General features: G+C 62.7%; 9 protein-coding genes and 2 pseudogenes. 4 read left to right on the forward strand and 7 right to left on the reverse strand.

All coding sequences use genetic code 11. From position 1 onward, the window contains the following. Positions 1-49: 49 nt before the first annotated feature. The 4 genes from H4I99_RS07690 to H4I99_RS07705 form a co-directional block, all read right to left on the reverse strand. Positions 50-1,222 (reverse strand): acetate/propionate family kinase, encoded by a 1,173-nt coding sequence (locus H4I99_RS07690; RefSeq protein WP_163901091.1) that lies wholly within the window; start codon positions 1,220-1,222, stop codon positions 50-52. Next, positions 1,219-2,625: a bifunctional enoyl-CoA hydratase/phosphate acetyltransferase gene (locus H4I99_RS07695; protein WP_186663257.1), complete on the reverse strand. Its 1,407-nt coding sequence runs from the start codon at positions 2,623-2,625 to the stop codon at positions 1,219-1,221. The genes H4I99_RS07690 and H4I99_RS07695 overlap by 4 nt, the downstream gene beginning before the upstream one ends. A 7-nt stretch (positions 2,626-2,632) precedes the next feature. Further along, the gene (locus tag H4I99_RS07700; protein WP_163901087.1) at positions 2,633-4,447 is read right to left on the reverse strand and encodes a PHA/PHB synthase family protein; all 1,815 of its coding nucleotides are present in this window, start codon (positions 4,445-4,447) and stop codon (positions 2,633-2,635) included. Positions 4,448-4,603: 156 nt separating this feature from the next. Next, on the reverse strand, positions 4,604-5,278 hold the full coding sequence (locus H4I99_RS07705) for a TetR/AcrR family transcriptional regulator (RefSeq protein ID WP_163901085.1): 675 nt from the start codon (positions 5,276-5,278) through the stop codon (positions 4,604-4,606). A gap of 115 nt (positions 5,279-5,393) precedes the next feature. On the opposite strand from H4I99_RS07705, the gene H4I99_RS07710 reads away from it, so the two are divergent. The 4 genes and pseudogenes from H4I99_RS07710 to H4I99_RS07720 all read left to right on the forward strand — a co-directional run bounded on the left by H4I99_RS07710 (position 5,394) and on the right by H4I99_RS07720 (position 10,443). Beyond that, on the forward strand, positions 5,394-6,404 hold the full coding sequence (locus H4I99_RS07710; RefSeq protein ID WP_163901083.1) for an HlyD family secretion protein: 1,011 nt from the start codon (positions 5,394-5,396) through the stop codon (positions 6,402-6,404). Then, a pseudogene (locus H4I99_RS24450) lies at positions 6,401-8,122 on the forward strand (ATP-binding cassette domain-containing protein); the annotation flags it as partial. The gene H4I99_RS07710 and the pseudogene H4I99_RS24450, both read left to right, overlap by 4 nt. A 117-nt stretch (positions 8,123-8,239) precedes the next feature. Then, positions 8,240-9,322: pseudogene (locus tag H4I99_RS24455) on the forward strand (ABC transporter permease); the annotation flags it as partial. Positions 9,323-9,327: 5 nt separating this feature from the next. Further along, positions 9,328-10,443 (forward strand): ABC transporter permease, encoded by a 1,116-nt coding sequence (locus H4I99_RS07720; RefSeq protein WP_163901079.1) that lies wholly within the window; start codon positions 9,328-9,330, stop codon positions 10,441-10,443. A gap of 48 nt (positions 10,444-10,491) precedes the next feature. On the opposite strand, the gene H4I99_RS07725 is transcribed toward H4I99_RS07720, so the two are convergent. From H4I99_RS07725 to H4I99_RS07735, 3 genes are all read right to left on the reverse strand, one after another. Then, complete coding sequence (locus H4I99_RS07725; RefSeq protein ID WP_163901077.1) at positions 10,492-11,487, reverse strand: P1 family peptidase; 996 nt, start codon at positions 11,485-11,487, stop codon at positions 10,492-10,494. A gap of 269 nt (positions 11,488-11,756) precedes the next feature. After that, positions 11,757-12,752: an isopenicillin N synthase family dioxygenase gene (locus H4I99_RS07730; RefSeq protein ID WP_163901075.1), complete on the reverse strand. Its 996-nt coding sequence runs from the start codon at positions 12,750-12,752 to the stop codon at positions 11,757-11,759. A 168-nt stretch (positions 12,753-12,920) separates the two neighbouring features. Then, positions 12,921-13,709, reverse strand: a complete 789-nt coding sequence (locus H4I99_RS07735; RefSeq protein WP_246225626.1) for an ABC transporter permease — start codon at positions 13,707-13,709, stop codon at positions 12,921-12,923.

Consider the following 13,709-nt stretch of genomic DNA (forward strand, 5'->3'; position numbering starts at 1 on the left):
GCACACTTTTGCGCGCCATGCTTTAGCCTCGCTACGTGACGCTTCTGTGTCAAAGGACTGAAAGAGCCTCATCTGCGATGACCTGTTCCTCGTCGGTGGCGATGACCATGACGGCGACGGGGGAAACGGGCGAGGAGATCGTTTCCGCATTCGCCGCGTTGGTGTCGTCGTCGATTTCGATGCCGAGGAAGGCGAGGCGGTCGCAGACGGCCTGACGGATGAGCGGCTGGTTTTCGCCGATGCCGGCCGTGAAGATGAGCGTGTCGAGCCCACCGATGGTGGCGGTCAGTCTGGCGATTTCGCCGGCGATACGAAAGGTGAAGACGTCGATCGCCTCCCGTGCGGCGTCGGCATCGGTTTCCAGCAGCACACGGCTGTCGGCGCTGATGCCGGAAAGGCCGATGAGGCCGGACTTATGGTAGACGATGTCCTCGACTTCCTCGCGGGAGAGGGCAAGTTCGCCCATCCAGTGGAAGATAACGCCCGGATCGAGCGCGCCGGAGCGCGTGGCCATGGGGATGCCGTCGATAGTGGAAAAGCCCATGGAGCTGTCACGGCTCAGCCCGCCCTCGATTGCGCAGATGCTTGCGCCGCTGCCAAGATGGGCGACAACGGTGCGCGCCCCGGCGCGCTCGGGATGTGCTTTCGCCAGCGCGCCGGCAATGAACTTGTAGGATAGACCGTGAAAGCCGTAGCGCTTGATGCCCCTGTCGTGGAATTCGCGGGGAATGGCGAAGCGCCGGACGGTGGGTGACTGGCTGCGGTGGAAGGCGGTGTCGAAGGAGGCCGTCTGCGGCAAATGGGGCTTGAGATGCCGGATCGCCTCGATCAGCCGCAGGTTCTGCGGCTGGTGCAGGGGCGCAAGCGACGTCAGAGAGGCGATCTTCGCGATTGCCTGGTCATCGATCAGGACAGGTCCGGGGAAGATATCGCCGCCATGCACGACGCGATGGCCGACGGCGGTGACGGCATTCAGGTCGAAGTGATTGGCAAGCCAGCCGAAGGTTTCGTCGAGCACTTCGTGCAGCACGTCTCCGCCTTCTGCTTCCAGCGGAACATCGAAAGTCTCGGGTCCCTCGACCAGATGGAAGGTGAGGGGCTTGTGGCGAAAGTCGATCATGCCCTTGCCGATGCGCCGGGCGTGGCCATCCTCGCGCCGGAACAGACCGATCTTGACCGTCGATGAGCCGGCGTTGAAGGTCAGCAGGAGTTTTTCACTCATAGGGGCGCCAGTCCGTGCTGGGCATTTCTGGCGGCAACCAGTTTTGCCAGAGCGGCAGAGGCGATGCGGACCTTCACGCTGTCGGCGCGGCTTGTGAGGATGATCGGAACGCGCGCGCCAAGCACGAGGCCGGCGGCATCCGCGCCGGCGAAATAGATCAGCTGCTTTGCGAGCATGTTGCCGGCTTCGAGATCGGGGACAAGCAGGATGTCTGCCTGCCCGGCGACCGGTGAAACGATGCCCTTGGTGCGGGCGGCGTCGAGATTGATGGCGTTGTCGAATGCAAGCGGGCCGTCGACCTTCGCGCCGGTGATCTGCCCGCGGGAGGACATCACGGTGAGCGCTGCCGCATCGAGCGTCGCCTGCATCTTGTCGTTGACCGTCTCGACGGCGGCGAGCACGGCGACCTTTGGCTCGACAAGACCGAGCATGTGCATGAGATCGACGGCGTTCTGGCAGATGTCGCGCTTCTGTTCGAGGGAGGGGGCGATGTTGATCGCGGCGTCGGTTACGGCCAGAAGCTTGGAGTAGGCGGGCACGTCCATCATGTAGACGTGGCTGATCCGCCTCTCGGTTCTGAGGCCCGAACCGGCCGCGACGACGGCGCCCAGCAGTTCGTCGGAATGCAGGCTGCCCTTCATCAGCGTCGAGACCTTGCAGGCAGCCGCGAGCTCCGCGCCCCTAGCTGCGGCGGCGTGGCTGTGTTCTACGGCGATAATCTCGAAACCGTTGAGTGCAACGCCCGCCTTTTCCGCGGCCGCGCGGATCTTCGCGTCGGGTCCGATGAGGATGGGATCGAAAAGGCCTTCCTCGCGTATTTCGACGGCCGCCTGAATGGCCTCCGGCGAACAGGGATGGACGACGGCCGTTTTCGCCAGCGGAAGGGCCCGGGCCTCTTCCACGATCGGATCAAAACGGTTGTGTCGCTGCACGGCGATGGCGGTGGGCGCGCTTTGCGGCCAGGCGATGCGTTCCGACGGGGCAATCACGGTTGCCGTGCCGAGCAGGACTTCTTCGCCATGCTGGTTGGTGCAGCGGGTGTCGAGCAGCACGATGTTCCTGTCTGGCCGCTTTTCCTTGACCGTTACCTTTGCGGTGATGGTGTCTCCTGGGGAGACAGGCTTGCGGAACTGCAGCTCCTGTCCGAGATAGATGGTGCCGGGGCCGGGCAGTCTTGTGCCGAGAACGGAGGAGACGAGCGCCGCTGTCCACATGCCATGGGCGACGATGTGGCCGAAGAAATCCTTGGCGGCGAATTCAGGATCGACATGCGCCGGGTTGTAATCACCGGAGACGCTGGCGAAGAGGTCGATGTCGTCGCGTCCGATGGTGCGCTCGAGGCTGGCACTGTCGCCGATTTTCAGCTCCTCGAAAATGCGGTTGGTCAGCAGGGGCTGGTGCATTTCGACCTCACTTCTGGTGGACATAGGTACCCGGAGCCGCTTCCTTGGCGCCATAGCCGTTTTCGCTCGATCCCATCGGTGGCGGGATCACCTTCTCCGGCGAGGAATGTTCGGCAAGCCAGGCAGACCACTGCGTCCACCAGGAACCTTCCTGCGCAGGGGCATCGGCCGCCCATTCCTCGGCACTCAGGCATGGATCGACGGCAAGCTTGGTGGTGATGCGGTAGTGACGGTGGGGATGGCCGGGTTCGCTGACGATGCCGGCATTATGGCCGCCGCTGGTCAGCACGAAGGTGACGTCGGTATCGGTCAGGTAGTGGATCTTGTAGACGGATTTCCATGGCGCGACATGGTCACGTTCGGTGCCGACGGAAAAGACGGGGACGCGGATGTTCTGCAGCGCCGCAGGATGATCATCGACCATGAAGCGGCCGGCGGCAAGTTCGTTGTCGAGATAGAGCCGCTGCAAATATTCCGCATGCATACGGAAGGGCATGCGGGTCGTGTCCGCATTCCACGCCATGAGGTCGATCATGGGGGAGCGTTCCCCCATCATGTAGTCGCGCACCACGCGCGACCAGATGAGGTCGTTGGAGCGTAGGAGCTGGAAGGCGCCGGCCATCTGGTCGGCGGAGAGATAGCCCCGGTTCCACATGACGCTTTCGAGGAAGTGTAGCTGGCTGTGGTCGATGAAGAGCGCCAGTTCGCCGGGTTCGGAAAAATCGGTCTGGGCGGCAAACAGCGAGACGGAGGCCAGCCGATCGTCCTTCGCCCGCGCCATGGCGGCGGCGGCAATGGAAACAAGGGTTCCGCCGAGGCAATAGCCGGTCGCATGCACCTTGCTGCCGGGCACTATGGCGTTGATCGCATCGAGCGCGGCCATCACGCCGAGGCGGCGATAGTCGTCCATGCCGAGTTCGCGGTCTATGGCGGTCGGGTTGTGCCAGGAGATGCAGAAAACCGTATGGCCCTGCGCGACAAGATAACGGATCAGCGAGTTCTGCGGCGACAGATCGAGAATGTAATATTTCATGATCCAGGCCGGGACGATCAGCACGGGTTCGGCGTGGACCGTCTCCGTCACAGGCGAATACTGGATGAGTTCGATCAGACGGTTACGATAGACGACGCGGCCGGGTGTCGTCGCGACCGTTTCTCCGGGTATGAAGTCCTCGGTGCCGGCGACCGGCTGTTTCGTCAGTTCACGATTGGCGTCCTCAATGAAATTCCTGAAACCTTCGATGAAGTTCATGCCGCCTGTTTCGAAGGCGCGTTTCATGACAACAGGGTTGGTCAGCGGAAAGTTCGAGGGCGAGAAGACGTCGAGGATCTGGCGGGCGGCAAAGGAAATCACGTCTTCATGGTGGGGAGTGACGCCGGGAACGTCGCGGGTGACGTTGTGCCACCATTGCTGGTTCAGGAGGAAGCACTGTGCCATGGCGTTATAGGGAAAGTGCTGCCACTCCTCGGCGGTGAAGCGGTCGTCGCCCGGCAGTGGTTCGATGCAGGGTGGCGTCATGGGGTCCGCGACCGTTGCCGCGAGATGCGTCAGCAGGCGGTTGCTCTTGCGCAGGGCCTTCTGCACCAGTTCGAGACGCTTGCCCGGAGCCATGCCGAGATGGATCGCCCAGTCGTAGATGGCAAGCGAAATCGCGGACGGCGAAAGGCCGCCGGTCAGGGGCGCGATCATCGCCTCGCTCATGCGGGTGAGGGCTTCGAAGGCTTCGGCTTCTGAACCTTCATCAGGCCCGAATGCCTCGATGGCTGTTTCGATGTTGGAAAGGGATGGATTTCCGGCCCGGATCACGCTGGCAGTCGACATGCTTTTCCTCTCTTCCGACAGGAGGCAACACACTTTCACGTCATGAAGCGATAGAACGTCTTCATGACGAATTCGCGAAGCCGAAGCTCCCGCATTCAGTGCCGGCGGCCGAACACGCGCTGCTACCGGCACTATAGTCACCCACCCGAATGGCGGTCAATCACAAGTAGTATGCGTCTCATCTGCAAGCGCCTTCAGTCCACCCAGCATGAAGGTGGTCATACTGCGGGTCAATTGCGGCAGTTCGTCCCGCGACAGGCCGAGGTCGGGGAAGAGCGTCGGAATGACGGTCTTTTCGCCGATCAGTAGCATCAGGAAGGGGCCGACGCAGGCGATGGTGGTGGGAGCGACTATGGGATGTTCAGCGGGGAGGCCCAAAGTCTCCGCGACAAGGTTCGTCACAACCCGTTTCTTCGGAAGAATGGCCTTCTGCCTCAATACTTCGAAGGCGGGAGAGGGCGAAAAGATCTCCCGCATCAGCAGGCGGATGGATGCCGCCTCTCCCGGTGATGCCAGCAGAATGGTGGCGACCATTTCGATCAGGCGCGTCAGTCTTTGCTGCGGTGGGATGTTGAGACTGGCAATGGCCGTCAGCTTGTCGAGGCTGACCAGCCTATCGTGGGCGTCGACAAGCAGTTCCTCGTAGAGCTTGCCGATGCTGCCGAAATAGTAATTCACCGCTGCCGTGTTGGTGCCGGCAGCCGCGGTGATTTCCTTGCTCGTGGTGCGGCCGACGCCCTTCTCCGAGAAGATCCTCGCTGCTTCGTCGAGCAGCAATCGGCGAGTGGCGACGCCGTCGTCGCGCCTGCGCCGCTTTCCCGTTTCGTTCAAGCTTTCTTTCATGCCCGGCAGGCTAGCGGATTGCGACAAAAAAGTAAAATTCAAATTTGAATTTGACTTGTTGCGCGAGAGGGCGTTAGCTGAAGGGAGATTCCGGAGACTTACGATGCGAAAAGCGCTTGTTGTGGTGGTTCTGCTTGCCCTGGCCGGAGCGGCCGCCTGGTATTATCGTGAAAGCCAGATGGCTTCCGCGGACTTTGCACTCTATGGCAATGTGGAGTTCGATCAGGCCGACCTCGCATTCCATGCGAGCCGCCGCGTCGCGGAAATCCTGGTGGACGAGGGTGCGTCGGTTCATGCGGGACAGGTGCTCGCCCGGCAGGATACCGGCAATATCGAGCCCCAGATCGCGCAGGCCGAAGCGACGATTGCCTATAACGAGGCGGTCGTGGCCGAGTTGCGCAATGGCAGCCGTCCTGAGGAGATTGCCCAGGCGCGGGCGAACCTTGTTGCCTCGGAAACCGATGCGGCCAATCTCAAGCAGCAATATGATCGCGTTCGCCAACTCGTCAGCACAAGCACGGCGAGCCAGCAGTCGCTCGACGAGGCGAAGGCGGCTTCCGAAATCGCAGCTGCCAAGGTGATCGTCAGCCGCAGGACCCTCGATCTGGTTCTCGCCGGTCCGCGGGAGGAAAAGATATCGCAAGCGGAAGCGCAGCTTGACGGCGCAAAGGCCCAGCTTGCCGTTCTCAAGGAGCAACTGGCCGACATGGAGCTCAAGTCTCCGGCCGATGGTGTCATCCGCTCGAAGCTGATGGAGCCGGGCGAGATCGCGACCCCCAGCCGTGCGGTGCTGTCGCTTGCGATGACCGGCGACAAGCGGGTCCGGGCCTATGTCTCGGAAAAGGAACTCGGCCTGATCCGCGAGGGCATGGCGGCGCAAGTGGCCATCGACAGCGCGCCCGACAAGACCTTCGTCGGACGGGTCGGCTTCATCTCGCCGGTTGCTGAATTCACACCGAAGACGGTGCAGACCGAGGAACTGCGCTCCAGCCTCGTCTACGAAGTGCGGGTGCATGTGGAAGATCCCCACGATCAGCTGCGGCTCGGCATGCCGGCGACGGTGACATTTCCTGCCGCCGCTGACAGCAAGCCTGCCGAAGGAGCCGGATCATGACGGACGGCGGCCGGGAGAGCCTCGTTCTCGTCGAGGATCTTCGCAAGGCTTTCCACAACAAGGCGGGCGAGGTGACCGAAGCTCTTGCCGGGGTATCCTTTGCGGTCGAGCAGGGTACGCTGACGGCGCTGGTCGGTCCTGACGGAGCGGGCAAGACGACGCTGATCCGTCTGGTGGCCGGCCTGATGCCGGCCGATAGCGGGCGGCTCGATGTCTTCGGCCGGCCTGTTGCCGACGATCCCCAGGCAGTGCAGAGCCGCATCGGCTACATGCCTCAGAAATTCGGTCTCTATGAAGACCTGACCGTTCAGGAAAACCTCGATCTTTATGCCGATCTCCATGGTGTCGATCGGGCGGCCCGCAAGGACATCTATGCGCGGTTGATGGAAATGACCGCGCTCGGCCGCTTCACGGGCCGGCCGGCGGGAAAGCTTTCCGGCGGCATGAAGCAGAAGCTCGGTCTCGCCTGTACGCTGGTGCGCGCACCGGATCTGCTTCTTCTCGACGAGCCCACGGTCGGCGTCGATCCCCTGTCACGCCGGGAGCTTTGGGAAATCGTGCTGCGGCTGGTCAGGGAGGACAGGTTGTCGGTGATCGTCGCCACCTCCTATCTCGATGAAGCCCAGTTCTGCGACCGCGCCGTGGTCATGCATGAAGGCGCGATGCTGACGCAGGGGACGCCCGATGAGATAACGGAAAAGGCGAGGGGCAGGGTTCATCTGGTCGCGCCGCCGACGGGGACGAACGCCCGTAGTCTGCAGGTGAAGCTTGCGCGCGAGGCTGATGTCATCGATGCGGTCCCGGAGGCGGGGAAGGTGCGGCTGGTGATGAACGGGCCGGAGAGGCCGGTTCCGCCGATTTCAGGCGAGCCGCTTGCTTCCACAATCGCCGCCCCGCGTTTCGAAGACGGCTTCATGGCGATTTTTTCCGAGGTGGCGGGCGAACGGAAGGAGGCCAAGGTTTCCTTCACGCCGCGGACGGGCAAGGACGGCGATGTCACCGTCGCGGCCGAGCATCTGACGCGCCGTTTCGGCGACTTCACTGCCGTCGATAATGTCAGCTTCTCGGTACGGCGCGGCGAGATCTTCGGTCTGCTCGGGCCGAATGGTGCGGGCAAGAGCACGACGTTCCGCATGCTTTGCGGCCTTCTTCCCGCAACCGACGGGAAGCTGCAGGTGGCGGGTGCCGACTTGTTTACGGCAAGGGCGGAGGCCCGTCGGCGGCTTGGTTATGTGGCGCAGAAGTTCTCCCTCTATGGCAGCCTCAATGTCGATGAGAACCTCGATTTCTTCGCCCGTGCCTATGGCCTTTCCGGCAAGCTGAGGCGCGAGCGGATTGCATGGGCGAAGGCTGAATTCGAGCTGGCCGATCATGCGAGCATGCCGAGCGGGCAATTGCCAGGCGGGTACAAGCAGCGGCTGGCGATGGCGGCCGCGCTGCTGCACGAGCCGGATATCCTGTTTCTCGACGAGGCGACCAGTGGCGCCGACCCTCGGGCGCGGCGCGAATTCTGGGCGCGGATTTCGGCGCTGTCGGAGCAGGGCGTAACCGTGATCGTCACCACCCATTTCATGGAGGAGGCCGAATACTGCGACCGCATCGTCATCATGGATGGCGGGCGGGATCTGGCGCAGGGAACGCCGGCCGAGATCCGGTCGCATGCGCCGATGATTGATGGACGCGAGCCGACCATGGAGGACGCTTTCATCGCCATCATCGATGGCGGCGCGCAAAAGCAGGGATGGTGTCAAGGAGGAGCAGGCGGCATGAGCGGCGCGACGTCCGGCACTGGAGGAACTCTTGCGAGCCTTGCGCGGATCGCGGCCCTGATCCGCAAGGAAAGCTATCAGGTGCTGCGCGACCCGAGCAGCATCATCGTCGGCATCGTCATGCCGATGCTGCTGCTCATTCTCTTCGGTTACGGCCTGAGCTTCGACGTCAAGCGGGTGCCTCTTGCGGTGGTGATGGAGGAATCGAGCGATGAGGCGCGTGAGCTTGCCGCCGGTTTCAGCCTGTCGGAATATTTCTCGACCATCGACGTGAAAACCATGGTGGATGCCGAGCGGATGCTGAAGACGGCGAAGATCGACGGCATCGCGCGCATTCCGGCTGATTTCGCCCGCGATCTGGCGCTTGGCAAGGCCGAGGTTCAGGTGGTGGTCAACGGAACCGACGCCAACACCGCCCGCATCGTGCTTTCCTATGCGCAAGGGGCTGTCGGAAGCTGGGCGGCGCGGCATCAGGCGGATGGCCGTCTTGCGGCCGGCGTGCCGCAGGTCGCCGTCGAAACCCGTCTGTGGTTCAACTCGGCCAATAACAGCCAGCATTTCCTCGTTCCCGGCCTGATCGTGCTGGTGATGACCCTGATCGGCGCACTTCTGACCTCTCTCGTGGTGGCGCGGGAATGGGAGCGCGGCACGTTCGAGGCGCTGTTCGTCACGCCTGTCCGGCCCATCGAGATCCTGCTCGGCAAGACGGTTCCCTATTTCGTGCTTGGCATGCTGGGGCTCGGGCTTTCGATTGCCGGAAGTCAGGTGCTGTTCAATGTGCCGATGCGCGGTTCGCTGCTGCTCCTGATTTTCGTCTCGGCGCTCTATCTGCTGGTGGCGCTCGGCATGGGGCTGGTGATTTCGTCCGTGACGCGCAACCAGTTCGTGTCGAGCCAGATCACGTTGATCGTCTCCTTCCTGCCGGCGATGATCCTGTCCGGCTTCATCTTCGACATCCGCAGCATGCCGGAAGTGGTCCGGCTGATCTCCTACATCTTCCCGGCGCGCTACTTCGTCTCCGTTCTCCAGACGCTTTTCCTCGCCGGCAATGTCTGGAGCGTCGTGCTGCCCAATGCGGCCGTGCTGGCGGGTATGGCCGTTCTGCTGATGACGATTGCGGTTCGTTCGACGCAGAAGAGCCTGAGGTGATCGGCATGGATATGGTCTTTCGCATCGTCGCCCTGATCCGCAAGGAACTGCTCGCCATGCTCAAGGATCCGCGGGCGCGGTTTCTTCTGGTGGTGCCGCCGCTGTTGCAGAGCATGATCTTCGGCTATGCCGCAACCTATGACCTGAACGACGTGCCCTATGCCGTGCTCGATCTCGATCACAGCGGCGCATCGCGAGAGCTGATCGGGCATTTCGATGGCTCCGGCGTTTTCCGCAGGGTGGCAATGCTGCGCAACGACACCGATATCGCGCCGCAGATCGATGCGCAGCGGGCGGTGGTAGTCATCGTCATCGAGGATGGTTTCGAACGGAAGCTCAACGCTGGCGATACGGCTTCGGTGCAGGCGATTGCTGACGGGCGCAATTCGAATACTGCCGGCACCGCGCAAGGCTATGTCTCGCAGATCGCGCAGAGGTTCGCGGAAGACTGGCGTGAGGACCACGGCATTTCCGCGCCGGGTCAGGTGAAACTTTCGACCCGCGCATGGTTCAATCCCAATCTCGAGACGCGCTGGAACATGATCACGTCCATGGTCGCGATGATCACCATGACGATGACCATGGTGCTGACATCGCTGTCGGTGGCGCGCGAGCGGGAAGAGGGGACGTTCGAGCAGCTGCTGGTAACGCCCTTCCGGCCGGGCGAGGTGATGATCGGCAAGGCGATCCCGTCGATGATGGTGGGCCTGCTTCAATCGACCATCATCCTGCTGGTGGCGCAGTTCTGGTTCCGCATCCCGTTCGAAGGCAATTATTTCCTGCTCTATGCGGGGCTCGTGCTGTTCCTGACGGCGGTGGTTGGGGTTGGCCTTTTCCTGTCGGCTCTCGCGCTCACCATGCAACAGGCCATGATCTCGTCCTTCGTCACCATCATGCCGTTCACGCTGCTGTCGGGCATGACGACGCCAATCGAGAACATGCCCGATGTCCTGCAATACCTGACCCTCATCAACCCGCTGCGCTATGCGATCAGCATCGTGCACCAGGTCTATCTTGAAGGGGCGGGGTTGGCGGAGGTGAAATATGAATTCCTGGCGCTGACGGCCATCGCCTCGGTCACGCTGCCGGTCTCGGCCTGGCTCTTCCGTCACAGGCTTTGAAGCTCTGATTCATCGCATCCTCTACCATATGGAACTGCCCGGTATGCTTCAGCCGAAGCGGTCGCGCCATGCGGGTTGGGCATTTTCCACCGGAAGCGCGGTTGCCTCGTAGACGCCGCGGGCGATGGCGCGGGCCGTGACGATGGTTGCCAGATGGCACAGTTCCATGAAACTGGCGAGATCCGCGAGCGGCCGGGCCCTTGTCGCTGCGGCAAAGATGGTGTCGCCATCGGCCGGAAGATGGGCGGGAAGGACTGCGCGGGCAAGGCCGTCATGGGCCGTGATAGACAGACGATGGGCCTGCGCCTTGGTGAGCACGGCATCGGTGACGACCGCGCCGATGGTGGTGGCGGTGAGGTTTACGCCCTTTGCCCTCAGCGCGATGTCGGATGCGGTGAAGGTCTGCGGCATGCCGTTGCCGCCGAACTCGCCGTCCTGTTCGAACGGGGCCGACCAGAAATGCGGACCGGTGCCGATAGTGGCCGACCCCATGGCGTTGACGGCGACGATGGCCGCGATCCGGTGGCCGCTCGATGTTTCCGCGCTGGCCGAGCCGAGGCCGCCCTTCACCGTTGCCGTCGTCGCGCCGGTGCCGGCTCCCACCGTTCCAAGCTCGAACGGGCCTTTCGCGGCGGCCTTGAAGGCTTCGTAACCCATGTCGCGATAGGGCGATTGCAGACCCCAGTCCTTGTTGCCGCCGTTCAGGAGGTCCATGAGGATAGCCTGCGGCACGATCGGCACTCTGGCGTTGCCGACCTGAAAGCCGCGTCCGATGGAGCGCAGACCCGCCTGCACACCGCCCGCCGCATCGAGACCGAAGGCGGAGCCGCCGGAAAGCACCAGCGCATCGACCGCCTCCACCACCATCGACGGATCGAGCAGGGCCGTTTCCCGCCCACCCGGCGCACCGCCGAGCACTGTGCCGGATGCGACCGCCGGCTCATCGAAGACGATGGCCGTGACGCCGGAGCCGAGCGCAAGATCGGTGGCATGACCGACAGAGACCCCGTCGATATCGGTGAGCAGATTGGTGAGGGCGGGCATGCAGAATTCTTCCTGTGATCGGCTGAGCTGACGCTAGGCGGAAGAGGAGTGGGAGGCAAGGGGCGAGGTTTTTCGGAGGTGACGGTTTTGCCCCTCATCCGGCTACCGCCACCCGGCCGGCCTTTCTCTTTGGCTCAAGGCGTTCGTCGCTGCAATCGATTCACAGGATCGATTGCTTCGCTTCGCGGACCGCGCCTCACCCCTTGCAAGAAGAAGGGATCGGGGCATTCGACCTCTCTTTTACAGGAGAGGTCGAATGCCCCAGGCCGTCACATGGTCTTGCCGCCGAAGTTGGCGGCGATGCGCATCTGCAGGTAGTCGTGCGCGGTCATCGGTTCGTACTTCTTTTCCGGGCCCTGGATCACGGCGTCGCAATTGGCCTGGCAGAAGAAGGCGAGCGAGTAGCGCGGGCCGTGCGGCTCGTCCGGACGAGGCATGCGGACCCGGTGGAGCGTCGACTTCAGCTTGTCGTCGCTCCAGCGCATCAGCATGTCGCCGATGTTGCAGGTGACGACGCCCGGCAGCGGCGGGATCGAGGTCCAGGCCTGGCTCTCGTATTCATGGCCGGGGCATACCTGCAGGCCGCCCTGACCGGGGCGCTGGTGGAGCAGCGTCAGGCAATCGTAGTCAGTGTGGGCACCGGCGCGCCACGCCTTGTAGTCTTCCGGCTTCGGATCGACGAGCGGCAGGTAATGCAGGAGCCGCAGCGTGCTCTGGTATTCCTTCGACGAGGGTTCATGCAGCGTGGTGAAGAAATCTTCCGGGAAGCCGAGCTTCAGCGCGAAGCAGGAGAGAACCTTCATGCCGAGTTCCCAGTTGACGCGCTCGAAGGCCAGCATCTTTTCCTTGAAATCCGGCAGCTCCTCCTCGCTCGGCCACAGCACGCTCATGCGGGGAAGGGTGATCTGGTAGCTTTCCTTCTGGTCGGCGGTGCCGGTGGAGGGGCGGACCTGCGCCTTGTATTCCCAGCCGGAATTGGTGCCCTTGAGCAGCGGATATTTGCCCTTCACCTCGGCCGGCAGGTCGAAGAAGCGGGCTTCGTATTCGAAGGCTTCGTCGATCTGTTCCTGCGGGATGCCGTGGTTGACGAGCTGGAAGAAGCCGACCGTGGTTGCGGCTTCCCAGAGCTGGTCGGCGATCTCGGCCTTGCGGTTTTCGAAATCGCTCATGTCGATCTGGCGGATTTCGCGCTCGGCCTCGAGGCCTTCGCCGCCGACGGTGGTTTCCTTGTTCAGTTCTGCAAGGCCATAGGAATTAGCACTCATTTCAGTCTCCATAGAGGTTTCGACGCCGGACCGTCCGGCGCCTTCCAAAAGGAGCAATGACCCGGCGCCCGAAGAAATCCCTGAGGGCGCTTGACTGCTTCTACTCCTGCCTCCGTCTCCGACCGAGCGGCCGGGGACGGAATTTCATGGCCGGCATTCACCGGCTGCTTACTGCCCCTTGGGAATGCTCCAGGGGAAGAACACGCGCTGAACCAGCGAGACGAGCTGGAACAGGATGAGCGACATCAGCACCAGCACCGAAAGTCCCGCCCAGGCCTGAGGCAGCTTGAAGAAGGATGTCGAGAACTGGATGAAGTAGCCGATGCCCTTTTCCGCCGCGACGAACTCGGCAACCACCGCACCGATGACGGCAAGCGTCACCGATATCTTCAGGGCCGAGAAGATGTAGGGGATCGCATAGGGCAGCCGGATCTGGGTGATTTCCCGGTGGGTCGGCGCCTTGAGGCTCTTCGAAAGTTCGATCAGTTCGGGCGGTGTCGCCATCAGGCCTGTGGCCGTCGAGACGACCAGCGGGAAGAAGGTGATGAGGCAGGTGATGACGATACGCGGTGCATCGCCCGAGCCCAGAACCACGATGATGATCGGCGCGACGGCGACGATCGGAGTGGACTGGACGACTACGAGGATAGGATAGAGCGCGTCCGACAGCATCTTCGAGCGGGTGAGCATCACAGCGATTGGGAGCGCGATGGCAATCGACAGGAAATAGCCGATCAGCGCGACGCGCAGCGTTGCCCACACATGTTCGATCCAGCGCTTGACCTCGATGTCGCCGAAGCCCTCCATGACGATGCGCGAAGGAGCGGGCAGGATGAAGGACGGGATGGCGAATACGCGGGTCGAAGCTTCCCAGAGGATCAGGATCAGCAGGAAGGTTCCTGCCGGCAATACGCCCGGTATGTCCAGAAATCGGCGGAGAGCGCTCTGGTTGTTCAC

It is taken from the genome of Paenirhizobium daejeonense, assembly GCF_014280875.1.
Taxonomy (GTDB): Bacteria; Pseudomonadota; Alphaproteobacteria; order Rhizobiales; family Rhizobiaceae; genus Allorhizobium; species Allorhizobium daejeonense.

Excerpts from the sequence above, each read along its gene's own strand:
- H4I99_RS07690 (WP_163901091.1), bottom strand. The coding sequence starts at position 1,222 with ATGAGTGAAAAACTCCTGCTGACCTTCAACGCCGGCTCATCGACGGTC.
- H4I99_RS07695 (WP_186663257.1), bottom strand. The coding sequence starts at position 2,625 with ATGCACCAGCCCCTGCTGACCAACCGCATTTTCGAGGAGCTGAAAATC.
- H4I99_RS07700 (WP_163901087.1), bottom strand. The coding sequence starts at position 4,447 with ATGTCGACTGCCAGCGTGATCCGGGCCGGAAATCCATCCCTTTCCAAC.
- H4I99_RS07710 (WP_163901083.1), top strand. The coding sequence starts at position 5,394 with ATGCGAAAAGCGCTTGTTGTGGTGGTTCTGCTTGCCCTGGCCGGAGCG.
- H4I99_RS07720 (WP_163901079.1), top strand. The coding sequence starts at position 9,328 with ATGGATATGGTCTTTCGCATCGTCGCCCTGATCCGCAAGGAACTGCTC.
- H4I99_RS07725 (WP_163901077.1), bottom strand. The coding sequence starts at position 11,487 with ATGCCCGCCCTCACCAATCTGCTCACCGATATCGACGGGGTCTCTGTC.
- H4I99_RS07730 (WP_163901075.1), bottom strand. The coding sequence starts at position 12,752 with ATGAGTGCTAATTCCTATGGCCTTGCAGAACTGAACAAGGAAACCACC.